Source organism: Nonomuraea rubra, from assembly GCF_014207985.1.
GTDB lineage: Bacteria > Actinomycetota > Actinomycetes > Streptosporangiales > Streptosporangiaceae > Nonomuraea > Nonomuraea rubra.
Window position 1 is genome coordinate 12434540 of the sequence record NZ_JACHMI010000001.1, and the last position, 24543, is coordinate 12459082.

Consider the following 24543-nt stretch of genomic DNA (forward strand, 5'->3'; position numbering starts at 1 on the left):
GATGTCTTCCCTGAGCGGAGCCACCGAGGACAGAGCCGTCGAACTCACGATCGGCGGCATGACGTGCGCGTCCTGCGCGAACCGGATCGAGCGCAAGCTGAACAAGCTGGACGGTGTGACGGCGACGGTCAACTACGCGACGGAGAAGGCGAAGGTCACCTTTCCCGAGGGCGTGGCCCCGGAGCTGTTGATCGCCGAGGTGGAGAAGGCCGGGTACACGGCCGAGCTGCCCCGGACGACGGCGCCGGTGCTGGATGAGCCGGAGGACGAACTCAGGCCGCTGCGCAACCGCCTCATCACCTCGGTGGTGCTGGCCGTGCCGGTGATCGCGATGGCGATGGTGCCGCCGCTGCAGTTCACGAACTGGCAGTGGTTGTCGCTGGTGCTGGCCGCGCCGGTGGTGGTGTACGCGGGCTGGCCGTTCCACCAGGCGGCCTGGACGAACCTGCGGCACGGCACGGCCACCATGGACACGCTGATCTCGCTGGGCACCATCGCCGCGCTGGGCTGGTCGCTGTGGGCGTTGTTCTTCGGCACGGCGGGCACGCCGGGCATGACGCACCCGTTCGTGTTCACCATCGAGCGCAGCGACGGGTCGGGCAACATCTATCTGGAGGCGGCGGCGGGGGTGACCGCGTTCATCCTGGCCGGGCGGTACTTCGAGGCGCGCTCCAAGCGGCGGGCCGGGGCGGCGCTGCGAGCGTTGATGGAGCTGGGCGCCAAGGACGTGGAGCTGGCCGGCGGCCGGCGCATCCCGGTCGAGCAGCTCAAGAGCGGCGATCGGTTCGTCGTCCGGCCGGGTGAGAAGATCGCCACCGACGGGGTGATCGAGGAGGGCACCTCGGCGGTGGACGCCTCGATGCTGACCGGCGAATCGGTACCGGTCGAAGTACGCCCGGGCGATCCGGTCACCGGGGCGACGGTGAACGCGGGCGGCCGGTTGATCGTGCGGGCCAGCCGGGTCGGCGCGGACACCCAGCTGGCGCAGATGGCCCGGCTGGTGGAGGAGGCGCAGACCGGCAAGGCGCAGGTGCAGCGGCTGGCCGACCGGATCTCCGGCATCTTCGTGCCGATCGTGATCGCCCTGGCGGTGGGCACGCTGGGGTTCTGGCTGGGCAGCGGGGACGGGGCTGGAGCGGCGTTCACCGCGGCGGTGGCGGTGCTGATCATCGCCTGCCCGTGCGCGCTGGGATTGGCCACGCCGACCGCGTTGCTGGTCGGCACCGGCCGCGGCGCCCAGCTGGGCATCCTGATCAAGGGGCCGGAGGTACTGGAGTCCACCCGCCGGATCGACACCGTGGTGCTGGACAAGACCGGCACGGTCACCGAGGGCAAGATGACGCTGACCGGCGTGCACCTGGCCGAGGGGGAGACCCGCGAGCAGGTGCTCAGGCTGGCCGGGGCGCTGGAGCACGCCTCGGAGCACCCGATCGCCCAGGCCATCGCCCGCGAGGCCCGCTCGACAGCCACCGTCGAAGACTTCGCCAACGTCGAAGGGCTCGGGGTGCAGGGCATCGTGGACGGGCACGCGGTGCTGGTCGGCCGCCCCCGGCTGCTGCAGGAGTGGTCGCAGCACCTGCCGGAGAACCTGCAGCGGGCACTCCAGGCCGAGCAGGAGGCCGGCCGCACCGCGGTCGCGGTCGGCTGGGACGGGCAGGCGCGTGCGGTGCTGGTGGTGGCGGACGTGGTCAAGCCCACCAGCCGCCAGGCCATCACCCGGCTCCGGACCCTGGGCCTGACCCCGGTGCTGCTGACCGGCGACAACGAAGCCGTGGCCAAGAGCGTCGCCGCCGAGGTGGGCATCGATGAGGTGATCGCCGAGGTGCTGCCCGCCGACAAGGTGGACGTGGTCAAGAAGCTGCAGGGCGAAGGCAAGGTGGTCGCCATGGTCGGCGACGGCGTGAACGACGCCGCCGCGCTGGCCCAGGCGGACCTGGGCCTGGCCATGGGCACCGGCACCGACGCCGCGATCGAGGCCGGCGACCTGACCCTGGTCCGCGGGGACCTGCGGGTGGCGGCGGACGCGATCCGGCTGTCCCGGCGCACGCTATCGACGATCAAGGGCAACCTGTTCTGGGCGTTCGCCTACAACGTGGCCGCGCTGCCGCTGGCCGCACTCGGCCTGCTGAACCCGATGATCGCGGGTGCGGCGATGGCGTTCTCCAGCGTGTTCGTGGTCACCAACAGCCTCCGCCTGCGCCGCTTCACGTGAAACCCTGGCCCACCTGACGGCCGGCGCCATCACGGCGCCGGCCGTCACGAACATCCCGCCCACCACCAGCCAGCCCAGCGTCCCGCCGCCGAGGACGAGCGCCGTGAGCACGACCGGTCCGAGCATCCTGGCCACCGCCACCCCGGTGCCGAAGAAGGCCTGGTACTGCCCCTGCCGATCGTCGGGCGCCAGCGTGAACCCGATCTCCCAGCCCCCCGAGGCCAGCAGCATCTCCCCCGCCACCAGCAAGGCCGCCGCCACCAGCAGGAACACCCACCCGTACGGGCTGAGCGCGAACACCGCGCAGGCCAGCAACATCAGCAGCCCGGCCCGCCGCATCGCCGCCGAGGCGTCCCGCAGTCCCTTCACCCGCCTGGCCACGCGTACCTGGAAGAGCACCACGCCACCGGTGTTGATCAGCAGCAGGACGGAGACCACCCAGGTGGGCGCGCCGGTACGGGAGGCCACCCACAGCGGCACGACCACGCTGAGCAGCGGCATGTAGAACAGCATCACCGCGTTGATCAGCGTGACGAGCGCGTAGGGCCGGTCCCGCAGGACTGCCAGCCGGGGCCCGGCAGGCGCGGGCGCGGGCCGTACGGCAGGCAGGCGCAGCAACCAGGCGGCGGCGGTCAGGAAGGTCAGCGCGTCGAGCGCGAACACCGCCAGATACCCCTCCCGGGTGCCGAGGGACAGGGCGAGCCCGCCCAGCGCCGCGCCGGTGGCCAGCCCGCCGTTCAGGGTGGCCTGGAGTGCCGCCCGTACGCGGGTGCGCTCGGCGGGCGGGATCAGGGCGGCGAGCAGGGCCTGGCGGGCGGCGGACAGGCCGGTCTGCGCGGTGCCGTACAGGCAGGCGACCAGGGCGAACGCGGCGAACGAGCGGGCGAGCAGGAAGCCGGCGACCGCGACGGCGGTCGCGATCGCGAGCAGCACCGCGACGCCGCGCGGGCCGCGCCGGTCGGCGAGGTGGCCGAGCGGTACGCCGGCGACGGAGCCGACGCCCCAGCCCAGCGTGAGGCCGAGCCCGATCTCGGCGGCAGAGAGGCCGACGATGCCGGAGAAGTAGAACGCGGAGGTGACGAGGTAGACGCCGTCCCCGATGGAACTGACCAGCTGCGCATGTGCCAGGATCCGCCGATATTTCATGATGCACCTTCCTGATGTGGCGGAATTTCAGGGCGTCATCCGGGTGGCGACGCCCATCCGGTTCCAGGCGTTGATCGCGGCCACGGCCACCACCAGCGCCGCCAGTTCCTCCTCCGTGAAGCACCCGGCGGCCGCCGCCCACACCTCGTCCGTGACGTCGTGGGTGGACAGCCGCGTGGCCGCCTCGGTGAAGGCCAGCGCGGCCCGCTCCCGTTCGTCGAAGAAGGGCGCCTCGCGCCACACGGCGACGGCGTGCAGCCGGGTGTCGCTCTCCCCCGCCGCCTTGGCGTCCGAGCTGTGCAGGTCCACGCAGTACACGCAGCCGTTGATCTGGCTGGCCCGCAGCCGTACCAGCTCCAGCAGCGGCTTGGGCAGCGTGCTGCGCGCGGCGAACGCGTCCAGGCCGGCCATCGCCTGGTACGCGGGTCCCGCCAGCGCGCCGAGATTCATCCGTTCGGTCATGGGCTCATCCTCGTCCCGAACTTGTCCCGGGATAAGCTCCAATTTCCGGCAAGATGATTGGGCCAAGATGGACGTTCACATCAGCCTCGACAGCCGCCGTGACCTGGCCGCACAGGTCTACCGTCAGCTTCTCGACGCGATCCTCGACGGCCGACTCAGGCAGGGCGAGCGCCTCCCCCCGACCAGGGAGCTGGCCCGCCGCCTCGACCTGTCCAGGAACACGGTCGCCCTCGCCTACGACCGCCTGGTCGCCGACGGGTTCCTGGTGGGGCGGGCGGGGGCGGGCACGTTCGTGTCAAAAGAGCCGGTCAGGGGGCGGGCCGCGCCGAAGGGCGTCGTACGCCCGCGCCTGCTCTGGCAGGACCTGGCGCCGCCGCCGAGGATGGCCCCTGCCCGGTACGACTTCCGCGTCGGCGTCCCAGACGCCCGCCTGTTCCCCATGGACACCTGGCGCCGGCTGGTGGCCCGGGAGCTGCGCACGAGCGTCGCCGGTTACGCCGACCCCGCCGGGCACGAGCCCCTGCGCGCGGCCATCTCCCGCCACATCGGCCTGAGCCGCTCGGTGCACGCGAGCCCGTCCGACGTGCTGATCACGAACGGCGCCCAGCAGGCGCTGGACCTCATCGGCCGGGTCCTGATCGAGCCGGGCACGGTCGTGGCCGTCGAGGAGCCCGGCTATCCCCCGGCCCGCCTGCTGTTCCGCTCGCTCGGCGCGCGGGTCGCGGGCGTGCCGGTGGACGCGGAGGGCATCGACGTCCGGGCCATCCCCGGCGCGGCCAAGGTCGTGTACGTGACGCCGTCGCACCAGTTCCCGCTGGGCACGCCGATGTCGCTGGCCCGCCGCGCCGCCCTGCTCGCCTGGGCCGAACGCCGCAGGGCGGTGGTGATCGAGGACGACTACGACAGCGAGTTCCGCTTCGGCGAGCGCCCGCTGGAGCCGCTGCAGAGTCTGGACAGGGCCGGGCGCGTCATCTACGTGGGCTCGTTCTCCAAGACGCTGCTGCCCATGCTCAGGCTGGGGTTCCTGGTGGCGCCCGCCTCGCTGGCGCCGGCGCTGGCCGCGGCCAGGTACCTGTCCGACTGGCACGGTGAGGTGCCGACGCAGGCGGCGCTGGCCCGCTTCATCGACGAGGGCCTGCTGGCCAGGCACATCAGGAAGGCCACCCGCGAGTACGCCGCCAGGCACGCGCTGATCGCCGAGGCGCTGGACGCGGACGAGCGCGTGCGGCTGGTGCCGTCCACGGCGGGGCTGCACCTGTGCGCGCTGGGCGCGTCCGTACGGGCCACGCCCGGCCTCGCGGTGGAGCACCTGGAGGCGTACTGCGGCGAGAGCCCGCCGCAGCGGGGCCTGGTGCTGGGTTACGGCGCGATCGGCAGGGACGCCATCCCGGAAGGGCTGCGCCTGCTCAGATCACGGATGTCGGCGGCTCCAGAACCGGCGGCCCCGCTCCCCTGACAGCTCGGGGTCGTCGGGTGGCGAGGGCTGCTGCACGATCACGACGGTCGTGCGGGCGTGCCGCGCGCAGTACATGCTGGTCGAGGGCAGGAAGATGCGGCTGAGCAGGCCGCGGCGCCCCCGCCCGAGCACGAGCAGGTCTCCCTCCCGCGCCAGGTCGACGAGGTGATAGCCGGGATCGCCGACCCGGCCCACCGCGAACGTGGTCACGTCGTCGGGCACCCCGCCCGCGACGTCCTCGAACACGCTCGTGATCACCTCGGTGCAGCGCGCCTCCTCGCCCACCCTGACCGCGTGCTGCACGGGCAGCGCCTCGGGGAAGGGATGAACGGGGGCGCGACTGACGTGCACGGCCACGAGAGCCATCCGGTGCAGCCTGGCCGCGCCGATGGCCCAGGCCAGCGCCCAGCGCGCGGCCGGGGATTCGTCGACCCCCACGATCAGCCGCGCACCGCCGGGCAGATCCTGTTCCACGGTGCCTCCTGTCGAAGTACGACCATAGTGCGCCACCCGGCTGGTTACCGGGAGGTGGCACTTTGCGAACTCTGGAGTCCCTTCCGAATGCGGGCATAGCATGCGGGGGTGGAACGCGGGTGGGTGCGCCCCCGTCCCGCCCTCGACCGGCGGCTCGACGGGGCGCTGACGCACAGGCTCACCTGCCTCGTGGCGACCACGGGCTACGGGAAGTCCACCGCGCTGGCCGGCTGGGGCCAGGCCGTGGGTGCGGTGCTGCACCGGCTCGGGCCCGCCGACCGCGACCTGCCCACGCTGGCGGGCACGGTGGCCGCGGCGCTGTCGGCGAAGGTGCCCGGCCTGCCCGCCGACCTGGTGACGGCCGCCGCGGCCCCGCTCGGGCCCGACGCCGACGAGCCGTCAAGGGCGGCGGCGCTGGCGAGCGCGCTGGCCGAGGCGCTGGCCGCGCGGTTGCGGCGGGGGCTGGTGCTGGTGTTCGACGGGATCGAGGCGATCGCGGGCGCGGCCGGTCCCGTGCGGTACGTGGAGACGCTGGTCCGCGTGGCACCCCGGCACCTGCACCTGGTGACGGCGTCGCGGGCGCCGCTGCCGTTCCCCACCGCCCGGCTGCGCCAGGACCACGAGGTGCTCGACCTCGACGCCGGCGACCTCGCGCTGACCCCGGACGAGACCGCCGCCTGGGCCCGCGAGCTGCTGGGCGAGGCGGGCGCGGACGTCGCCGCCGAGCTGCACCGTACGTGCGGCGGCTGGCCGGCGGCCGTGCAGGCGGCGCTCGACGCGCTGGCCCGCGAGGACCCGGCCACCTGGCGGGGCACCGTGGCCGGCCTGACGGCGAACTCGGCCACGCTCGAGCGCCTCACGCTCGCCGCGTTCAAGGACCTGCCGGCGGCCATGCGCGAGCTGCTGCGCGCCGCCACCGTGCTGCCGGTGCTGACGTCCGGCCTGGCCGCCACGCTCGGCGCGCCACCCGACACGCCGGACGCGCTCGCGAGCCGGGGCCTGTTCCTCGAACCGGCCGAGCCCGGCGGCCACCGGCTCACCTCGACCGCCTGCACCACCCTGGCCAGGCACCTGCCCCTGGACCGGCACGAGGCCCACGACGTGGCGGCGGTCGCCGCCCGCTGGTACGTCGAGCACGACCGCCCCGAGCTGGCCCTGCGCGCGGCCGTCGCGACCGCGCACGCCGGCCTGGCCGCGACGCTGCTCGACGCGCACGGCCCGCTGCTGGCCGAGCGCGGCGACGTGCTCGCCGCGCTGGAGCTGTTACCCGAGCCCGCCAGGCGCACGCCCCCGATGCTCAAGCTGGCGGGCATCGCCGAGCAGAACCGCGGCCACTGGACCCGCGCCCGCGAGCTGCTCGCCGAGGCCGCCGCGGGGCCGGGGTTCGACGCGGCCGTGGCCAGGCGCCTGGCCTTCATCGACCACATGCGCGGCGAGTTCGACCTGGCCCTGCCCATGTACGAGCGGGGCCACGCGTACGGCCTGCCGCCCGCAGACGCCGCCATGTGCGCCGCGTCCATGGCCTCGGTGTACTGGCTGAAGGGCGACCGCGCGGCCTGCGCCGAGCTCGCGGACCGGGCGCTGGAGCAGGCCAGGAGCCTCGGCGACGCGAGCGCCCTGGCCATGGCGAACACGGTCCTGGCCATGCTGGCCGCGCTCGACGGCGACCGCCGCGCCAACGACGCCTACTACCTGCGTGCCCTGGCCTACGCCGAGCGGGCCGGCGACCTGGTGCAGCTCATCCGCATCCACGCGAACCGGGCGTCCCGCCACCTGGACGAGGCCGCGTACGCCGAGGCGCTGGCGGAGACGGAGATCGCCGGCCGGCTGTCGGACCTGGTGGCGTTCGCCCCCTTCGCCGCCCTGAACATCTCCAACCGCGCCAAGGCCCTGATCGGCCTGGGCCGCCTGGAGGAGGCCGCGGCCGAGGCGGCGGACGCGGCGGCCAGGTGGGAGGCGATGGGCTCCAGGCTGACCGGCGCCGGCCTGAACCGGCTGGCCGCAGTGCACGCCCTGCGCGGCGACCGTGCGGCGGCCGCCGCGCTCTACCGGCAGGTCATCGCGGCGTCCGAGCCGACGGGCGAGGTGCAGGCGCTGTCGCAGGCGCTCAACGGGCTCGCCGAGCTGCTGGCGGCCGAGGACCCCGAGGAGGCCACGCGGGTCGCGGCGCGGGCCCTGGAACATGTCGAGGGCATCACCGGGGTGGCCGCCAGAGTCGCCGCCGCCCGGGTCGCACTGGCCGCGGGCGAGCACGAGCGCGCCAGGACGCTGCTCGACGAGACCGAGCCGGTGGCGGCCGGCCGCAGGGACCACGCCGCCCTGGCCGCCGTCGCCGAGCTCCGCGCCGAGCTGGACGGCGACGCCAAGCTCGCCGACGAGGCGGTACGCAGGTGGGCGGCGGTCGGCGACCCGATCGGCCGGGCCAGGGCCGAGCTGGTCAGGGCCGCCCTGGCCGACCCGGCGACCGGTGGCGAGGTGGCCGCCGAGGTCCGCGAGCGCATGCACACGATCGGCTGCCGGGCGCTGGACGACCGGATCGACGCCCTCGTGGCCCGCGCCGGTCCCCCGCGCGGGGCGAAGCTCGTGGTGGAGACGATGGGAACGTTCCGGGTGCTGCGCGGCTCGGCACCCGTCCCGCGTACGGCGTGGCAGTCGCGCAAGGCGCGTGACCTGCTGAAGATCCTGGTCAGCCGCAGGGGCGGCGCGATCGGCAGGGAGCGCCTGGTCGAGATCCTCTGGCCGGAGCAGGAGGACGAGGCGGTCGGACTGCGGCGGCTGAACGTCATGGTCTCCACGCTGCGTGCCGTGCTGGATCCGGGGCACGCCTGGCCGGCCGACGAGTTCGTGGTGTCGGACGAGGGCGCGCTGCGGCTGGAGCTGTCCAACGTCGAGGTCGACGTCGAGTCCTTCATGGAGCTGGTGGGCCAGGCCGTACGGCTGGAGCAGGCGGGCAGGCAGGCCGAGGCGCTGGCGCGGTGGGCGGCGGCCGAGAGCGCGTACGGCGGCGAGTTCTGCGAGGAGGACCCGTACGCGGACTGGGCGGTGGGCCTGCGCGAGCAGCTCAGGCTGGCGTACGTGCAGGCGGCGGCCAGGCTGGCGGAGGCGCGGGCCGGCGAGCGGCGCCATGACGAAGCCGCCCGCTACTGGCTGCGGCTGCTGGAGCGCGACCGCTACGACGAGCGGGCCCACCTCGGCCTGGTACGCGTGCTCGACCTGGCCGGCCGCAGGGGGGACGCCCGCCGGCGGTACCGGCTCTACGCGGAGCTGATGCGCGAGCTGGAGGTCGAGCCCGCGCCCTACCCGACCTGAACCAGACCTGAACCGGGCGGGGAGATCGTGCTCGGATGAGAACGGTCATCGTCCGGCTGGTCGAGCCCGAGCAGTCAGGCGGCCAGCTCCGCGGGCTGCTCGAAGAGGTAGGGGGCGAACCGGTGCCGTTCAGCGGCTCGGAAGCCGTCATCGACCTGCTGCTGTCCGCCGCCGGGCTGAAGCGTGATCCGGCCTGAACCTCGCGCGAATCCTCATCGCCACCATGAGTGCACGGAGAGGAGGCACGATGGGCGAGCAGGGGAGCGGTTGGCCGTTCGTCGGGCGAGGGGGGCCGCTCACGGCCGTGCGCGAGGCGCTGCGGTCGGGGGCGGGCATGATGATCGCCGGCGCGGCGGGCGTCGGCAAGAGCCGGCTGGCGGCGCACGCGCTGGCCGGGCAGCAGGGGTGCGTGGTCGTGCACGCGCTGGGGACGGAGACGGCGTCGATGATCCCGTTCGGGGCGTTCGCGCACGTCCTGACGGGGCCGCCGCGTACCGGCGAGAACCTGCTGCGCTGGGCCGCACGCCACCTGCGTGATCTGGCCCGGCGCAGGGAGCTGCTGGTGAGCGTGGACGACGCGCACCGGCTCGACCCGGCGTCGGCGGCGCTGGTGCACTACCTGGCCGCCAAGGGGGAGGCGCGGCTGCTGGTGACGGTCAGGTCGGGGGAGGCGCAGCCGGATCCGGTGGTCGCGCTGTGGAAGGACGAGCTGCTGCCGCGCATCGAGCTGCCGCCGCTGACGGTGGCTGAGGTGGGCGAGGTGCTGGCGGGGGCGCTCGGCGGCGAGGTCGCGGCGGAGACCGTACGGCATCTGGCCAGGGTCAGCGAGGGCAACCTGCTGTACCTGCGGGAGGTCGTGCACGCGGGACGCACCTCGGGCTGCCTGGCCGAGCGGGACGGCCTGTGGCGCTGGCGCGGCGAGCTGTCCGTGACGACCCGGCTGCGCGAGCTGGTGGGCGACCGGATCGGCCACCTGGACGGGGACGAGCGCGAGGTACTGGAGCTGGTGGCGTTCGGCGAGCCGCTGGGCGCGGCGCTGCTGGCCGAGCTGACCTCGGCCGGCGCTGTCGAACGGGTCGAGTCCCGCGGCCTGATCGTGACCGTGGACGACGGCCGGCGCGACCACCTGCGGCTCGGGCACCCGCTCTACGGCGAGGTGGTCCGCTTGGGCTGCGGCACGCTGCGGGCGCGGCGGCGGCTGCGCATGCTGGCGGAGGCGCTGGAGGCCACGGGGCTGCGGCGGCGCGAGGACGAGCTGCGGGCCGCCGTGTGGCGGCTGGACAGCGGCTCGGTCACCGACCCGGCGGTGCTGACCTCGGCCGCCAAGCTGGCCTGGGGCAGGCAGGACCCCCGGCTGGCCGCGCGGCTGGCCAGGGCCGCGATCGACGCGGGGGCGGGCGTGGCCGCGGTCGCGGTGCTCGGCGAGGTGCTCATGGTCCTCGGCGACGCCGACTCCGCGGTGACCGCGCTGCGGGAGGCCGCGCGGGACGCGGTGACCGAGAGCGAGCGCGCCCAGCACGCCTACAGCCTGGGCGTGAGCCTGGCCTGGGCGGGCGCCGACGCGGAGGCGTGCCACGTGCTCGACACGGCCATCGCCACGCTCACCGGCCCGGCGTGGCGGCAGGAGGCGTACGTCTACCGCGCCGTCACCGACTGCATGGCCGGGCGGCTGACCGGCGCGGCGCGGGCACTCGCGCTGGCCAGGGCGTGCACGCCCGGCACGTTGCGGGGCGCGGCGCACGGGGCGTCCCTGGAGGCGTGGGTGGACGCGTACGCGGGCCGCACCGAACGTGCCCTGGCCGTGGCCGAGCGGACGATGGCCACCGTCGAGGACTGGCGGGAGCTCGCCCCGCACGCGCTGCCCACGTTCCTGGACGCGCAGTGCGCCGCGCGGACGTTCTCCGGGCGGCTGGAGGAGGCGGCGCGGACCGCCGGGCGCGGCATGGAGCTGCCCGCCGCGGAGCTGTCGGTGACCGGGTTCGGCGCCTACCGGGCGATGGCGGCCAGGCTGCGCGGCGACGCCGCCGGGGCGGTGCGCTGGTGCAGGGACGACATGGCCAGGCTGCCGGCGGGGGAGCCGTACCTGGGGCGGGTGGTGGCCGAGCACGCGCACGCGCTGGCGCTGCTCGGCCGGCTGGACGAGGCCAGGGAGTCGCTGGCGGACGCCGGGGAGCTGGCCGCCCGGTGGGCCTTCACCCGGCAGCACGTGCTGCACGCGGCGGTCTGGGTGGCGGCGGCGGGCGGCGACCTGGACGAGGCCGTGCGGCTGTGCCGGGTGGCCGCCTCGCACGCGCGGCGGCACGAGCTGGGCGGCAACCTGATGTTCGCGCTGCACGACCTGGTCCGGCTCGGCGAGCGTGCCCCCGGGCTGGGCGAGCTGGCCGGGGAGGTGGAGGGGCCGCTGGTGCGGCTGCTGGCCCGGCACGAGCGGGCGCTGGGCGATCCGGTCGCGTTGCGGGCGGTGGCGGAGGAGTACGAGCGGCTCGGCATGGTGCTGTACGCGGCCGAGGCCACCGCGCACGAGGCGGCCGCCCACCACGACGCGGGCCGGGGGCGGCTGGCCAGGAGCGCGCGGGCCCGGGCGGGCGCGCTGGCCAGGCTCTGCACGGGCGTCTCGACTCCGGCGCTGGTCGAGCTGGCCACGCCCGGGCTGACTCCGCGGCAGCGGGAGATCCTGCAGCTCGCCGCGGCCGGGCTGACGAACAGGGAGATCGCCGAGCGGCTGACGCTGTCCAGGCGGACGGCGGCGAACCACCTTCAGGCCGCCTACGACAAGCTCGGCGTGAACGACCGCACCCAGGTGAGCCGCCTGCTGGAGGCGTTGTAGCGGATTCAGACCAGTTTGAGGAGTTCGTCGTACAGGGTCTCCCGTTCCCCGGCGGTCAGGGCCCCGTACGGCGCGGACGCCCGCAGGTTCGTCTCCGCCTCGATGCCGGTGCGCAGCGGGCCGTCCGGCAGGCCGACGATCCCGGCCGCGGACAGGCCCGCCGCCCGCCAGGCGGCGGCGTGCGCGTCGGCGCGGTGGTAGCGGACGACGGCGAGCCGGTTGAACAGCAGCAGCCCCGGTGGCGCCCCCTCCGGCTCGTACGGCGGCGCCACCAGCTCCAGCGCCCCGCCCGGCAGCCGCTCGGCCGCCTGGAGCACCCGGTCCACGAGCCCGGCCAGGCCCGGCAGGTCGTGGGCCGCCCAGACGCGTTCGGCCGTGGCGGCGTGCACGTCGTACAGCCTGTGGACGAACTCCAGGCCCCTGTCCGTCAGCCGGATCGTGCCGTCGCCGTCCTCGGACAGGGTTCGCTGGCGCAGGTGCTCCTGAAGGTCGCGTTCGCGGGCCGCGGCGTCGCCGTAGCGGTCGATGACGGCCAGGGCGTCGCGGGTCAGGGGGCGGAGGGGGAGCGTGAAGCGCAGGTCGGAGAGCAGGCCGGGGGTGATGGCCGAGGTCTCGGCGAGTTCGGCGACGGCTCTGGCGGCCGAGGCGTGCACGTTGACCTGGGCGGCGCCGATGACCGGGGCGATGGCCGCCGCGAATTCCGACAGGTCCTGAAATTTCGGCATTGCGTTGATTATGGGGTGGTCCATAGCGGATCCGCAGGGAATCGTAACGGCCCGGCTCCAGGGTGAGGTCAACCGTCCGGCGCGCGGCGGTGTTCTTCTCGCCGCCCCCTCTCGCCTTCCTCTTCCTGGAGTCACATGTCCACCCGCTGGGCCGCTCTGCCCGTGCTGCTGGTCGCGGTGTTCGTGACCACGCTCGACTTCTACGTCGCGAACCTGGCCGTCCCCTCCATCCGCGCCGACCTCGGCGCGGACGACGCCGCGGTACAGCTCGTGATCGCCGGGTACGGCCTGGCGTACGCGGCGGGGCTCGTCGTCTCCGGGCGGCTCGGCGACCTGTACGGGCACCGGCGGCTGTTCGCCGCAGGGCTGGCACTGTTCACCGTGGCCTCGGCCGGGTGCGGGCTGGCCACCGGCACGTCCGTGCTGGTGGCGGCCAGGGTCGCCCAGGGCGTGGCCGCCGCGCTCCTCGCGCCGCAGGTCCTGGCCCTGCTCGGCCTGCTGTACCGGGGGGCCGCGCGTGCCAGAGCCTTCGCCTGGTACGGCACCGCCGTCGGCCTGGCCGGGCTGAGCGGCCAGGTGATCGGCGGGCTGGTGGTGGCCGCCGATCCGATGGGGCTGGGCTGGCGGGCCTGCTTCCTGGTCAACGTACCGATCTGCCTGGCCGCCCTGGCCCTGACCGGCCGCCTGCTCCCCCGCGCCACGCCGTCGCCGCTCCCCCGCGGCCTCGACCTCGGCGGGGCGGCGCTGGTCGCGGGCGGGCTGGTGGCCGTGGTGCTGCCGCTGGCCGAGGGGCGGGAGCAGGGGTGGCCCGGGTGGACGTGGGCGTGCCTGGCCGCCGCGCCGCTGCTGCTGGGGGCGTTCGGGTGGCGGCAGCGACGGCTGGCGGCCCGGGGGCGGGTGCCGTTGCTGGATCTGGGGGTGTTCAGGGAGCAGGGGTTCGCCTGGGGGCTGGTGGCGGTGGGGCTGCTGTTCGGCACGTCGGCGGGGTTGTCGTTCGTGCTCGCCCTGTACTTGCAGGACGGGCTGGGCTTGCCACCGCTGGCCGCCGCGGCCGTGTGCACGGCGCTGAACGCCGGCTTCTTCGCGGCCTCGCTGCGTCCCTGGCGGTTCGGGGCGCCGGTGCTGGTCGCGGGGCTGGTGCTGGTGCATCACGCTGTGGGTGCGGGGCCGTTGCCGCTGGGGCTGGCGCTGCTGGTGACGGGGGCCGGGATGGGGTGGTTGATGTCGCCGCTGCTCTCGTCCGTCCTGGCTGCCGTACGTGCTGAGCGGTCGGCCGCGGCGGCCGGGGTGCTCGGGACCGTACAGGAGGCCGGGGGAGTGCTCGGCGGGACGGTCACCGGGGCGGTGTTCTTCGCGGCTCTGGACGGCGGGTGGGACGCGGCGGCGCGGGCCGGGCTCGCGGTGCTGGTCGTGGCGTCGCTGGGCGTGCTGGCCCACTCGGCGACCCGCCGGCCGGCGCACGGTGCCGATCGCGAGAGGCGCGCGGCCAGGAGCAGTTTCACGTGAAGCACGGCCGCACCGGCCGATCGGGTGTGCCGGGCGGCGGGGTGGCGTGGAATGCTAGGCGGGTGACGCTGCCGTTCCGTCTCGCCCGCACCGCGGTGTTCGCCGTGGTGTGTCTCGGGCTGGGCGTGGCGGCGCACGTGCTCGGCGGCGCTTCCGTGCCGGTGCCGGCCATGGCGGCGGCGCTGGGGCTGGCGTTCGCGGCGGCGTACCCGCTGTCGGGGCGCGAGCGGTCGCTCGCGGCGATCCTGCCGCTGCTCGCCGGATTACAGGTGATCCTGCACCTGCTGTTCTCGCTGTCCCATGCCGCCTCGCCGGGCGCGCTGGCCGGTCACCTCCACTCGGGGCTGGTTCCCGGCCTGGGCATGCTGGTCGCGCACGGCCTGGCGGTCGGGATGACCGCGTTGTGGCTGGCGCGGGGCGAGGCCGCCCTCTGGGCACTGCTGCGCCGGCTGGCCGTACGGCTGCTGGTCATCTGGCTGCCGCTGCTCACCACACCTTTCTCCACAGCCCTGTGTACGACCGAGCCGCCCGTGCTGCGCTCGGCCGTGCTGCGGCACGTCGTCAGCGGGAGGGGCCCGCCGCGGGCCATCGCCGCCTGACCTCCGGGTCGGGCGAGACGTCTTCCCCTTTTCAGACGACCCCCGCCGCCCGGCAGGGGCTGCTTCGGCACGCCGGGCGGAGAAAGGCCAACCCACCATGTACGTTCGTCATGCCCTCGTGCTCGCGTCCGCCTTCGTGGCGCTGACCGCCTGTGGCGGCACCTCCTCCCCCGAACCCGCCGCCACCGGCACCGCCGCCGTCGCGGCGGCCACCACCCCGCCTGCCAGTACGCCCGCCGCCGGGCTGACCATCACCGATCCCTGGGTCAAGACCACCAAGGAGGGGATGACCGCCGCGTTCGGCACGCTGGTCAACAACACCGACGCACCGGTCACAGTCACGTCCGGCACCTCGCCGCTGTCCCCCACCATCGAGCTGCACGAGGTGGTCGAGGACGGCGGCAAGATGGTCATGCGGCCCAAGCAGGGCGGGTTCGTCGTGCCCGCCCGCGGCACCCACCAGCTCCAGCCCGGCGGCGACCACATCATGCTGATGGGCGTCACCGAGGAGGTGAAGCCGGGTGCCAGGATCCCGTTCACGCTCCAGGTGCAGGGCGGCGAGCCGCTGGAGTTCACCGCCATCGGCAAGGACTTCGCCGGTGGCGAGGAGGACTACCAGCCGGGGCACAAGTGATCAGCCGCAGAGGGCTGCTCGCCGGGGGCGCCGCCACAGCCGCCACGGCGGCCGGCGCCCTCGTGCGCCGCGAGACAGAACGCCGTGATGCGGAACCCAGCGGGACGGAACGCGGCGGGACGGAACATGGCGGGGCGGAACGCGACGGAACCGCACGTGGCGGAACCGAACGCGGGGAGCTCGCGGCGGTCGAGCCGTTCCACGGCGCGCACCAGGCGGGCGTGGCCACGGCGCCCCAGGCCCACGCGGTGTTCCTCGGCTTCGACCTGGTGAAGGGCACCCGCAAGGAGGCGGTCCTCCGGCTGCTCCAGCTCCTCACCGACGACGCGGCCCGCCTCACCCAGGGCCGCCCAGCGCTCGCCGACACCGAGCCGGAGCTCGCCGCGAACCCGGCCCGGCTCACGATCACGTTCGGGTTCGGGCAGGGGTTGTTCGAGGCGGCCGGGGTGGACTCGCCGGTGAAGGAGCTGCCGGCGTTCTCGACGGACCGGCTGGAGAAGCGGTGGAGCGGGGGCGACCTGCTCGTCCAGATCTGCGCCGACGACACCGTGACGGTCGCGCACGCCGTACGGATGATCGTGAAGGACGCGCGGTCGTTCGCCCGCGTACGGTGGACGCAACGCGGCTTCCGCAGCACGAACCGGCGCAACCTGATGGGCCAGATCGAGGGCACGGTGAACGCCACCGACCTCGACAGGGCGGTGTGGATCGGCGCGGGCCCGCTGCGCGGCGGCACCACCATGGTGCTGCGCAGGATCCGGATGAAGCTGGAGACGTGGGACGCCGCCGACCGGGTGGCCAGGGAGTTCACGATCGGGCGGCGGCTGGACAGCGGGGCGCCGCTCACCGGCTCGGCCGAGACCGACGCGGCCGACTACGCCAGGAAGAACCGGCTCGGGTTCCCGGTGATCTCCGAGTTCGCCCACATCCGGCGGGCCCACGTGGCCGATCCCGCGCTGCGGCTGCTGCGGCGGCCGTACAACTACGACGGGGGGCTGTCACCGGAGGGCGAGTCGGACTCGGGGCTGCTGTTCGCCTCCTACCAGGCGGACGTGGCCGGGCAGTTCGTGCCCGTGCAGCGCATGCTGGCCGAGGGGGACCTGCTCAACGAGTGGATCACAGCCATCGGCTCGGCCGTCTTCGCCATCCCGCCGGGGTGCGCGCCCGGCGGCTGGATCGGGGAGGAGCTCCTGGGCTGACCCGACTCGACCGCTCCGGCCGGGGTCAGGAAACGGCAACCGCTCCGGCCAGGTCGACCGTTGCGCCGCACCTACCAGGCCCCCCCTCCGGCCGGATCGATCCTTGCGCCCGCACCTACCAGGCCGCCCGCTCCGGCAGGCGCGGGCGGGAGCAAGCACGCCGGCCCGGGAGGTCAGCCGTAGCGGCCGGTCGGGGCCGGGTGCAGGGCGGCGGCCAGGTCGGCGGCGAGCGGCTCGATCTCCGTCGCGTCCAGCGAGGAGATGGTCAGGCGCAGCGCGGGCGGCGAGCCGAGGCGGTTGCGGGCGCCCGGCGCGCAGGCCCAGCCGCGTGACAGCAGCCGGGTGATGGCGGTGGACTCGTCGGCGACGGGGATCCACACGTTCAGGCCGCTGCGGCCGTGCGCGGGAATGCCGCGCACGGCCAGCGCCGCGACCAGGCCGTCCCTGCGCAGCGCGTACGACGCGGCGACGGCCGCCGGATCCGCCGCGTTCGTCCGCCAGAGGTGGGCGACGGCATGTTGCAGCAGGTGGCTCACCCACCCGGCGGCCAGCCGCTGCCGCCCGCGCAGCCGGTCGAGCGTGACCGGATCGCCGGTGACCGGGGCCAGGCGCAGGTCGGGCCCGAGCGACTTGGCCGTGGAGCGGACGAGGATCCAGCGGCTCGTGACCCCGGCCAGCGGATGCAGCGGCAGGTCCACGAACCCGGCCCCGTGGTCGTCCTCGACCAGCAGCACCTCCGGGTGCTCCCCCAGCAACCCCCGCAGCTCGGCGGCGCGTGCGGCGGAGACGGCGGCGCCGGTCGGGTTCTGGGCGCGCGCGGTGATCACCACGGCCCGCGCACCGGCCCGCAACGCCCGCGCGAGCTCCTCCGGCAGCGGCCCCTCGTCGTCGAGCCGCATCGGCACCGGCCGCAGCCCGAGGACGGCGACCAGGTCGAGCAGGGCCGTCCACCCCGGGTCCTCGACCGCGATCGCGTCGCCCGGTCGCAGGTGGGCGGTGAGCACGCGTTCGACCGCGTCGAGGGTGCCGGAGGTGATCGCCAGCGGTGCGGCCGGCACGCCGTCGGCCCGCAGCCGCTGCCCGGCCAGCGCGAGCAGCTCCTCGTCGTCGCCGGTCCCGTACATGGCGGGCCGCTCCGCGTGCGCCCTGGCGGCGGCGGCCAGCGCGTCGTGCAGCGGCGGCAGCAACCGGGGGTCGGGGTTGCCCTTGGCCAGGTCACGCACGCCCGGCGGCACCTCGATCCTGATCTCCTCGCGGAACGTGCTGGCCGGCCGCGCCCTGACCCTGGTCCCCCGCCGCCCCGCCGTCTCGATGACGCCGCGTTCGCGCAGCAGCCGGTACGCGGCCGCCGCCGTCCCCGGGCTGACTCCGGCACTCGCCGCCACCTCGCGTACCGGCGGCAGCGCCGCCCCCGGTGGCAGCCGCCCTTCGGACACGGCGGCCTCGACGCCCGCCGCTATCTCGCTGGCCGTCCCACCCGCGATCGTGTACTTTTCTAGCACAAAATACATTATGTACTAATACAAAGGTGGTCAGTGTGCTTATCCATCCATGGGACGCCGCTCTGGACGACGAGGAGTGGCGGAGCTGGCTGCGTACCCGTGACTTCGGCCAGATCGCGGTCAACGGCGTGGCCGGCGCGCCGCCCGTGGTGGTGCCGACGCACTTCCTCTACGACGGGGACGCCGAGGTCCTGCTCCACCTGGCCAGGCCCAACCCGATCTGGGCGGCGCTGGAGGCCAACCCGGTGGCCGTGGTGAGCGTGCACGACGACTACGCCTACATCCCCACCTCCTGGCGCTCCGACTCCCCCGAGACCGGCGTGCCGACCAGCTACTACGCCGCGGTCCAGCTCGTGTGCCTGGCCGAGATCGTGGACGACGGCGAGGGCAAGGCCGAGATCCTGCGCCGCCAGCTCGCCCACCACCAGCCGGGGGGCGACCACGGCGTGGTGGCCGCCGACGCGGGGCCGTACCGCAGGAACCTGTCGGCGATCAGAGGGCTGCGGCTGCGGGTGGAGGAGGTACGGGCCAAGTTCAAGTACGACGGCCACCGCCCGGCGAAGCTGCGCGAGCGGGTCGCGCGCGGGCTGGCCGAGCGCGGCCTGCCCGGCGACGCCGGCGCCCTGTCCCAGCAGCGCCGGCGCAGCGCCGCCGCGGAGTCCGCGGTGGGCGCCTGAAAACCGCTGGTTAAGGTGGTCGTGTGACAGCGCAGGACGGCCCCGATCGCGAGCAGGTGCTCGCCTGGGTCGAGCGGGTGGCGACGTTCGTCTCCGAGGAGTGGGGGCTCGCGCCGATCTCCGGCCGCATCCTGGGCTGGCTGATGACCTGCCACCCGCCGGCGCAGACCGCGGGCGACATCGCCGGCGCCATCGGCGCGAGCCGCGCGTCCCTGACGACGAATCTGCAGCTCCTGACGTCCATCAGGCTCATCCGCCGGTTCCGCAGGCCGGGGGAGCGGAACGTCTACTACGAGATCGAGGACGACGCCTGGTCGAAGGTCATCCGGCAGAAGCTGGCCGCGTTCACCGCGTTCGACGAGCTGGTGGCCGAGGGGCTGAAGCTGGGCTGGGCCGACGAGACGCGGGCGGCGCGCATCCGTTCGGCCAGGTGTTCGATCGCGGCGCTGACCGAGGTGCTCGGAGATCAGGCCGCGACCTGAGCCTTGTTCACAACCTGTGGACAACCCGCTCATCCTGTGGATAACTCTTCGGCAATCCACCACCGCACAGGCGCCGCCCGTGGTACGGGCGGCCCCCGCGCCCGGCACGCCCGCTCACAGGCGTTTCACCAGGTCAAGGCCCTACTAGCAGGCCCTGCCCGGCGACTCATACCACACCTTCGGCACCTCTGTCGCGCAACCGCGGAACCCCTGTCAACAGGTCACGGCCCACAGCCCACAGCCTGTGGATGAACTCACCAGTTCCAGTACGACCGCGCCTCGGACTTCCACTCCTTGGGGAAGTACTGATGGATCTTGAACGCCATGCCCTTGCCGCGCGCGAGGTACTGGTCGCGCTCCAGCCTCCTGGTGATCGGCTCGCCGGGGCTGCCGTTGTTGTCCCACCACGACTCCCACTGCTTGATGCAGGTCTGGCCGCCCAGGTACCCGTTCGAGCAGGGCGCGGGCGGCGACCAGATCTGGGTGTGCCCGAAGTCGACGACCTTGCCCGAGGACTGCTCGGTGATCGTCCCCCACGCCTTCAGGCAGTACCCCTGGGGAGGAATGCTCCACTTCACGTAGTGCTGCCGCCCCGAGGTGGCGAACGTCTGGAGATTTCCACACTTGCCGTCACCGATCTGCTCCTTGGTGACCCTGACGGTGTAGTACGTCCCGTTGTCCCGCCACCCGTCCAGCATCAGCCAGTCGCCGCTCCTGACGAACTTCTCCGCGTAGTCCGGCGGCCAGCTCTTCGGGTCGCCCCAGCTGATCTCGGACGTCGTGGACGACAGCGGCTTCCACGTCCACTGCCCGGCCGCCTGCCCGTCCGCCCAGTGCTGCCCGGCGCTGCGCTCGGCGAACCGGGAGTACTGGCCGTAGTTCTCCGCCGCCTGTGCGGGCGCCGTCAGCCCCGCAAGCACCGTGACCGCCGCCGCCCCCACGACGGCGACGGACCGTGCCCTCATCCTCTGGTTCATCACCGGCAGCACCGTAGCGCCGCCCGCGTGCCCCGCCGGCTCACATCAAAAATCCTCGAACGTTCACCCGTACGTGAGGCGGCGCAGCGCGGCCTCGGCCGGCCCCCTGCGCGGCGCCAGCAACGCCGCGAGCACCACGGTGACCAGCCACGTCACCACGGCGATTCCCGACGCCGCCGCGTCGCCGACGCGGGTGCCGAGCCCTCCCGCGTACGGCGCGAACACCGCCACGAAGATCACCGACTGGAGGAGGTAGCAGGTCAGCGACCACTGACCACACGCGGCGAGCGCCCTCACGACCGGGCCGGAGGTCAGGCGCCCGGCGAGGAGCCCGATGATCGCCGCGTACGCGAGCCCGCCCGCGATGCCGGTCACGCTGTGCAGCGCGTACAGCGACACCGCCACCAGGTCCGACGGCTCCCAGAGCCGGGTGTCGACCAGCATCAACGGCAACCCGCCGGCCACGGCCACCCCGGTGCCCAGGGTGGCGACCCGTACGAGCAGCGGCCGGTACGCGGCAGGCTCCTCCAGCACGCGGCGCCGCGCCGCCCAGATGCCGAACAGGAACGCGGGCACCACGCTGGCGGCGAAGTAGGTGGGTGTCATCCCGGACCACCCGATGAGCCGCATCACCAGCGCCTCGACCGGATCTGCCATCGCCGCGGGCGTGTCGCCCTTGGGCGCCGAGATCGTGAGCAGCCCGAAGCCGGCCAGCACCACGACATGCAGCACCAGCCCCACGACGGCCGCCCGCAGCACCACCCGGTCCTCGCGCCGGACGAACCCGACGAGCACGAGCCCGATCAGCCCGTACGCCCCGAGGATGTCCCCGAAGAACAGCAGCAGCGCGTGGCAGAACCCGAACACCAGCAACCACAGGCTCCGCCGCCGAAGCACCGCGCGTACCTGCGGCCAGCTCCTGCCCGTGGCGAGCTGCCGGTTGGCGAGTTGCACCAGGCCGTAGCCGAACAGGGCGGCGAACATGGGCAGCGCCCGCCCGTCCACCAGCAGGATCTGCACCCCGGCGACCAGCCGGTCGAGCACGCCGCCGTCGAGCGCGTACCCGCGGAATCCGGCCGGGTGACCCGACAGGTACATGTGCGCGTGCGCCAGCGCGATGAGCAGCAGCATCAGCCCGCGCGCGAGATCCGGCGCGAGCGCGCGCCGGGCGACGGGAGTGGCCCCATGAACAGGAGCCGGTGGAGCGATGGACATGGCTGTCCCCTCGAATCTAGATACACGACTGTAGCTAATCTCCACGGTAAAATACACCCGCGTAGCTAAACAAGGGGCGGATATGGACGACCGCAACACCCGGACACGCCGGCGGGGCGAAGAGCTGATCAAGGCCATCCACGACGCCGCGCTCGAAGAGGTGGTGGAGGTCGGCGCGGGACGGCTGACCATGGACGGCATCGCCCGGCGCGCGGCCACCCCCCGCAGCACGCTGTACCGCCGCTGGTCGGACCCGATCGAGGTGCTGCTCGACGCGCTCTACCACCAGCACCCGGTCGAGGAGCCCACGCCGGGGGCCACCGACCTGCGCGGCGACCTGATCCGCTCCCTGCGGCTCATGGTGGAGTGGGCCTTCAGCCCGGCGGGCCGCGCCGTCTCGGCCATCCTCACCGATCCGAAGAGCGTCGCGCTGATGTCGGAGGCCCTGTTCGAACGGGTCTTCGCCAGCCGCGGCGGCACGTTCACCCGCACCGTGCTGGAGCACTACGCCGACCGCGGGCACTTCCCCGCCACCCTGCTCACCCCGGTCGTCACCGACATCGGCGAGGCCCTGGTCACCAAGCACCTGATCGACGCCGGGACACCGCCGAGCGACGACTACCTCGCAGCGATCGTCGACCAGGCGATCCTGCCCGCGCTCGGCCTCGGCCCAGGCTTCGATCCCGGGCGTGATTGAATCGCGCCATGGCTGTCGATCGTGAGCGAAGTGTCGTGTTCGGCCAGGCGGTCGACCTGTACGAGTCGGCCAGGCCCGGCTACCCCGACCGGCTCGTCACCGACATCCTGAACTACGCCCCCGCCGGCCCGGCGCTGGAGGTCGGGGCGGGAACGGGCAAGGCCACGGCCGCCTTCGCCGCCCGCGGCGTGGACCTGACCTGCGTCGAACCCGACCCCAGAATGGCCGCGGCACTCGCGGCGAACTGCCCCGGCGTCCGGGTGTGGAGCGGGATCTTCGAGGACTACGTCCCCGACCGGCGCTTCACCCTCCTGTACTCGGCCCAGGCCTGGCACTGGGTGGACCCGGAGCGCCGCTGGGACCTCGCGTACGAGGCGCTGGCCCCGTCAGGCGCGCTCGCCCTCTTCTGGAACCACTACCTCATCACCGACCCCGACCTGCGGGCGGCCCTCTCCGAGGTGGACCACCGCCACGGCCTGTCCAGCTACAGCCTGCACCAGGACACGCCGGTCAGGAACGAGGAGGTCCAGCACCTGCTGACCGGCGACCCGCGCTTCACCGATCTGGACGAACGCTCCTACTCCCGCACGGAGTGGTACACCGCGGACCGCTACCTCGACCTGGTGCGCACCATCTCCGCCTACCGGATCCTGCCTCCCGAGCGCCAGGAGCCCGTGCTGCGGGAGCTGGGCGCGGTGCTGGGCGACGGCGTGGAGATGTCCTTCGTCACCGACCTCACCCTCGCCCGGCGAAAGCCGAGCCGGTAGTCGTCCGCCGGAGATTGCCCTTTCGCACCGCGTACCCTTATCTTGGAACAGTCGTTCCAGGATAGGAGGAGGGCTGATGCCCGACGTCAAGCACTTCGATCCCGACGCCGCACTGGACCAGGTGGTACGCCTGTTCTGGAAGCGCGGCGCCGACGTCACCGGCATCGCCGACGTCGTGCAGGCCACCGGCCTGAGCCGGTCCAGCCTGTACGCCACCTTCGGCGGCAAGGAGCGGCTGCAGGCCGCCGCGCTGCGCCGCTACCTGGAGCGGCAGTCGCGCCCGGTGTTCGCCGCGCTGGCCGCCGACGATCGCGGCCTGCCCGCCGTCACCGGCTTCTTCGAACGGCTGGTGGCGGCGCGCTGCACCGGCGAGCACGCCCGCTGGGGCTGCCTGGTCACCAACACCCACACCGGCGCCGCCCGCACGATCCCCGAGATCCAGCAGGTCCTGGACGCCCACCACACCGAGCTGCGGGCGGCGATGCATGCCGCGCTGGAGGCGGCGCGGAATCGCGGCCAGGTACGGCCCGGCCTGGACCTGGGGGCCTGCTCCGAGACGCTGGCGCTGCTGGCGTACGGGGTCAACCTGCGCTCCCGCGCCGGCGCCGGGGCCGAGGACCTGCTGGCGGGCGTGCGCGCCGTACTGGACGGCTTCACCCACCCCGAGGAGAGATGATGATCGATTTCCGCGTGTACGACGAGAGCGACGCCCCCGAGGCGGCCCGGCCGATGCTGGAAGCGGCCAAGAAGCGCATGGGCTTCGTAACCACACTGAACGGCGTGATGGCCGAATCCCCCGAGTTGCTGGCCGGGTACAACGCGCTGGCCGAGCAGTTCGGCAGGTCCTCGCTGCCCGGGCCGGCCAAGCACGTCGTGTGGATCACCGCCAGCGTGGAGAACGGGTGCGAGTACTGCGTGGCCGCGCACTCCACCCTGGCGTTGCGTGCCCGCGTACCGGCCGAGGTGGTCGAGGCCCTGCGGACGGGCAAGCCGCTCCCCGACCCCGCTCTCGAGGCCGCCAGGCGGCTCACGCAGCAGATGGTGGCCCGGCGCGGATGGGTGGACGACGCGGAGCTGGAGGCGTTCCTCGCGGCCGGCTACACGCGCCGCCACGTGCTGGACATCGTGCTCGGCGTCGGGATGAAAACCCTGTCGAACTACACCAATCACCTCGCCCACACCCCGCTGGACCCGGCCTGGCAGGGCCAGGAATGGACTCCCGACCAGCTCGCCTGATCGGCCCCACACCCAGCCCGCCCGCTCAGCCGGCCTGATCGCGCCGCACGTTCAGGCCGGTGGCGCGGTGTCCTTCACGCTCACCTGGTGGCCGACGTCCTCGTCCTCGGCCGCGGCCAGCACCGCCTCCAGCAGCCCCGGGAAGCGCACCCGCAGCTCCTGCCGCCGCAAGGTCACGAAGCAGCGGGTGCCCTCCTGCCGGGTACGCGTCAGCCCGGCATCACGCAACACCCGCAGATGATGGCTGAGCGTGGACTTGGCCACCGGCGCCTGCAGATCGCCCCAACCGCGCTCACGCCCGTCGGCCAGCACCCGCACCACTCCGACCCGGATCGGATCGCTGAGGGCGGACATCACCCCGGTCAGCGTGAACTCGCCCACTTCGGGGTGATGTGCCTGCCTCATTTCCCCATGGTAGCTTGTTCGATGTTTCACGAACAT

The 24543-nt window shown here is 73.9% G+C and carries 22 protein-coding genes and 1 pseudogene; 15 read left to right on the forward strand and 8 right to left on the reverse strand.

What is annotated here, in order from left to right; translation table 11 throughout:
* Position 1 precedes the first annotated feature (1 nt).
* Entirely contained in the window at positions 2 to 2212 is a 2211-nt protein-coding gene (locus tag HD593_RS57750) for a heavy metal translocating P-type ATPase (protein ID WP_185111290.1), read from the forward strand.
* A gap of 126 nt (positions 2213 to 2338) precedes the next feature.
* On the opposite strand, the pseudogene HD593_RS57755 reads toward HD593_RS57750, so the two are convergent.
* Together HD593_RS57755 and HD593_RS57760 are read right to left on the reverse strand one after the other, a co-directional pair.
* Positions 2339 to 3358: pseudogene (locus tag HD593_RS57755) on the reverse strand (MFS transporter); the annotation flags it as partial.
* 27 nt (positions 3359 to 3385) lie between these two features.
* Positions 3386 to 3820: a carboxymuconolactone decarboxylase family protein gene (locus HD593_RS57760; protein ID WP_185111291.1), complete on the reverse strand. Its 435-nt coding sequence runs from the start codon at positions 3818 to 3820 to the stop codon at positions 3386 to 3388.
* Between the two features lie 67 nt (positions 3821 to 3887).
* Between HD593_RS57760 and pdxR the strand changes: the two genes are divergently transcribed.
* A complete protein-coding gene (gene pdxR, locus HD593_RS57765) occupies positions 3888 to 5276 on the forward strand; it encodes a MocR-like pyridoxine biosynthesis transcription factor PdxR (RefSeq protein ID WP_185111292.1) in 1389 nt (462 codons plus the stop codon).
* On the opposite strand, the gene HD593_RS57770 is transcribed toward pdxR, so the two are convergent.
* Positions 5232 to 5750, reverse strand: a complete 519-nt coding sequence (locus HD593_RS57770) for a universal stress protein (protein ID WP_221525454.1) — start codon at positions 5748 to 5750, stop codon at positions 5232 to 5234. The two genes, pdxR and HD593_RS57770, sit on opposite strands and share 45 nt — an antisense overlap.
* A 108-nt stretch (positions 5751 to 5858) precedes the next feature.
* Here HD593_RS57770 and HD593_RS64920 point away from each other — a divergent pair, with 108 nt between their 5' ends.
* The 3 genes from HD593_RS64920 to HD593_RS57785 are packed head-to-tail and all read left to right on the forward strand — an operon-like array spanning position 5859 to position 11886.
* A complete protein-coding gene (locus HD593_RS64920) occupies positions 5859 to 9059 on the forward strand; it encodes an AfsR/SARP family transcriptional regulator (RefSeq protein WP_185111294.1) in 3201 nt (1066 codons plus the stop codon).
* 35 nt (positions 9060 to 9094) lie between these two features.
* The gene (locus HD593_RS57780; RefSeq protein ID WP_185111295.1) at positions 9095 to 9256 is read left to right on the forward strand and encodes a hypothetical protein; all 162 of its coding nucleotides are present in this window, start codon (positions 9095 to 9097) and stop codon (positions 9254 to 9256) included.
* A gap of 50 nt (positions 9257 to 9306) precedes the next feature.
* Positions 9307 to 11886: a LuxR C-terminal-related transcriptional regulator gene (locus HD593_RS57785; protein ID WP_185111296.1), complete on the forward strand. Its 2580-nt coding sequence runs from the start codon at positions 9307 to 9309 to the stop codon at positions 11884 to 11886.
* A 5-nt stretch (positions 11887 to 11891) separates the two neighbouring features.
* On the opposite strand, the gene HD593_RS57790 is transcribed toward HD593_RS57785, so the two are convergent.
* Positions 11892 to 12611, reverse strand: coding sequence for a hypothetical protein (locus HD593_RS57790; protein ID WP_185111297.1), 720 nt, complete (start codon positions 12609 to 12611; stop codon positions 11892 to 11894).
* Positions 12612 to 12746: 135 nt separating this feature from the next.
* Between HD593_RS57790 and HD593_RS57795 the strand changes: the two genes are divergently transcribed.
* The 4 genes from HD593_RS57795 (at position 12747) to HD593_RS57810 (ending at position 16549) form a co-directional block, all read left to right on the forward strand.
* Positions 12747 to 14117, forward strand: coding sequence for an MFS transporter (locus tag HD593_RS57795; protein ID WP_185111298.1), 1371 nt, complete (start codon positions 12747 to 12749; stop codon positions 14115 to 14117).
* A 62-nt stretch (positions 14118 to 14179) separates the two neighbouring features.
* A complete protein-coding gene (locus tag HD593_RS57800; protein ID WP_185111299.1) occupies positions 14180 to 14716 on the forward strand; it encodes an MFS transporter in 537 nt (178 codons plus the stop codon).
* A 97-nt stretch (positions 14717 to 14813) separates the two neighbouring features.
* A complete protein-coding gene (locus tag HD593_RS57805; RefSeq protein ID WP_185111300.1) occupies positions 14814 to 15350 on the forward strand; it encodes a copper chaperone PCu(A)C in 537 nt (178 codons plus the stop codon).
* The gene (locus tag HD593_RS57810) at positions 15347 to 16549 is read left to right on the forward strand and encodes a Dyp-type peroxidase (RefSeq protein WP_312904410.1); all 1203 of its coding nucleotides are present in this window, start codon (positions 15347 to 15349) and stop codon (positions 16547 to 16549) included. Before HD593_RS57805 ends, HD593_RS57810 begins: the two co-directional genes overlap by 4 nt.
* Before the next feature lie 173 nt (positions 16550 to 16722).
* On the opposite strand, the gene HD593_RS57815 is transcribed toward HD593_RS57810, so the two are convergent.
* Positions 16723 to 18051 carry an aminotransferase class I/II-fold pyridoxal phosphate-dependent enzyme gene (locus HD593_RS57815; protein ID WP_185111301.1) on the reverse strand — a complete coding sequence of 443 codons (1329 nt, stop codon included), beginning with the start codon at positions 18049 to 18051 and terminating at the stop codon, positions 16723 to 16725.
* A gap of 35 nt (positions 18052 to 18086) precedes the next feature.
* Between HD593_RS57815 and HD593_RS57820 the strand changes: the two genes are divergently transcribed.
* Positions 18087 to 18728 (forward strand): FMN-binding negative transcriptional regulator, encoded by a 642-nt coding sequence (locus tag HD593_RS57820; protein ID WP_185111302.1) that lies wholly within the window; start codon positions 18087 to 18089, stop codon positions 18726 to 18728.
* 23 nt (positions 18729 to 18751) lie between these two features.
* On the forward strand, positions 18752 to 19210 hold the full coding sequence (locus HD593_RS57825; protein WP_185111303.1) for a GbsR/MarR family transcriptional regulator: 459 nt from the start codon (positions 18752 to 18754) through the stop codon (positions 19208 to 19210).
* A gap of 254 nt (positions 19211 to 19464) precedes the next feature.
* Here HD593_RS57825 and HD593_RS57830 read toward each other — a convergent pair whose 3' ends face one another.
* Entirely contained in the window at positions 19465 to 20175 is a 711-nt protein-coding gene (locus tag HD593_RS57830; RefSeq protein WP_185111304.1) for a hypothetical protein, read from the reverse strand.
* 75 nt (positions 20176 to 20250) lie between these two features.
* A complete protein-coding gene (locus tag HD593_RS57835) occupies positions 20251 to 21402 on the reverse strand; it encodes a DUF418 domain-containing protein (protein ID WP_185111305.1) in 1152 nt (383 codons plus the stop codon).
* 82 nt (positions 21403 to 21484) lie between these two features.
* On the opposite strand from HD593_RS57835, the gene HD593_RS57840 reads away from it, so the two are divergent.
* The 4 genes from HD593_RS57840 to HD593_RS57855 all read left to right on the forward strand — a co-directional run bounded on the left by HD593_RS57840 (position 21485) and on the right by HD593_RS57855 (position 24102).
* Complete coding sequence (locus HD593_RS57840) at positions 21485 to 22099, forward strand: TetR/AcrR family transcriptional regulator (RefSeq protein ID WP_185111306.1); 615 nt, start codon at positions 21485 to 21487, stop codon at positions 22097 to 22099.
* Positions 22100 to 22107: 8 nt separating this feature from the next.
* The gene (locus tag HD593_RS57845; protein ID WP_185111307.1) at positions 22108 to 22866 is read left to right on the forward strand and encodes a class I SAM-dependent methyltransferase; all 759 of its coding nucleotides are present in this window, start codon (positions 22108 to 22110) and stop codon (positions 22864 to 22866) included.
* 76 nt (positions 22867 to 22942) lie between these two features.
* A complete protein-coding gene (locus tag HD593_RS57850) occupies positions 22943 to 23542 on the forward strand; it encodes a TetR/AcrR family transcriptional regulator (RefSeq protein WP_185111308.1) in 600 nt (199 codons plus the stop codon).
* Positions 23539 to 24102, forward strand: coding sequence for a carboxymuconolactone decarboxylase family protein (locus tag HD593_RS57855; RefSeq protein WP_221525456.1), 564 nt, complete (start codon positions 23539 to 23541; stop codon positions 24100 to 24102). Before HD593_RS57850 ends, HD593_RS57855 begins: the two co-directional genes overlap by 4 nt.
* Positions 24103 to 24153: 51 nt before the next feature.
* On the opposite strand, the gene HD593_RS57860 is transcribed toward HD593_RS57855, so the two are convergent.
* Positions 24154 to 24507 (reverse strand): ArsR/SmtB family transcription factor, encoded by a 354-nt coding sequence (locus tag HD593_RS57860; protein ID WP_185111309.1) that lies wholly within the window; start codon positions 24505 to 24507, stop codon positions 24154 to 24156.
* Positions 24508 to 24543: the final 36 nt, after the last annotated feature.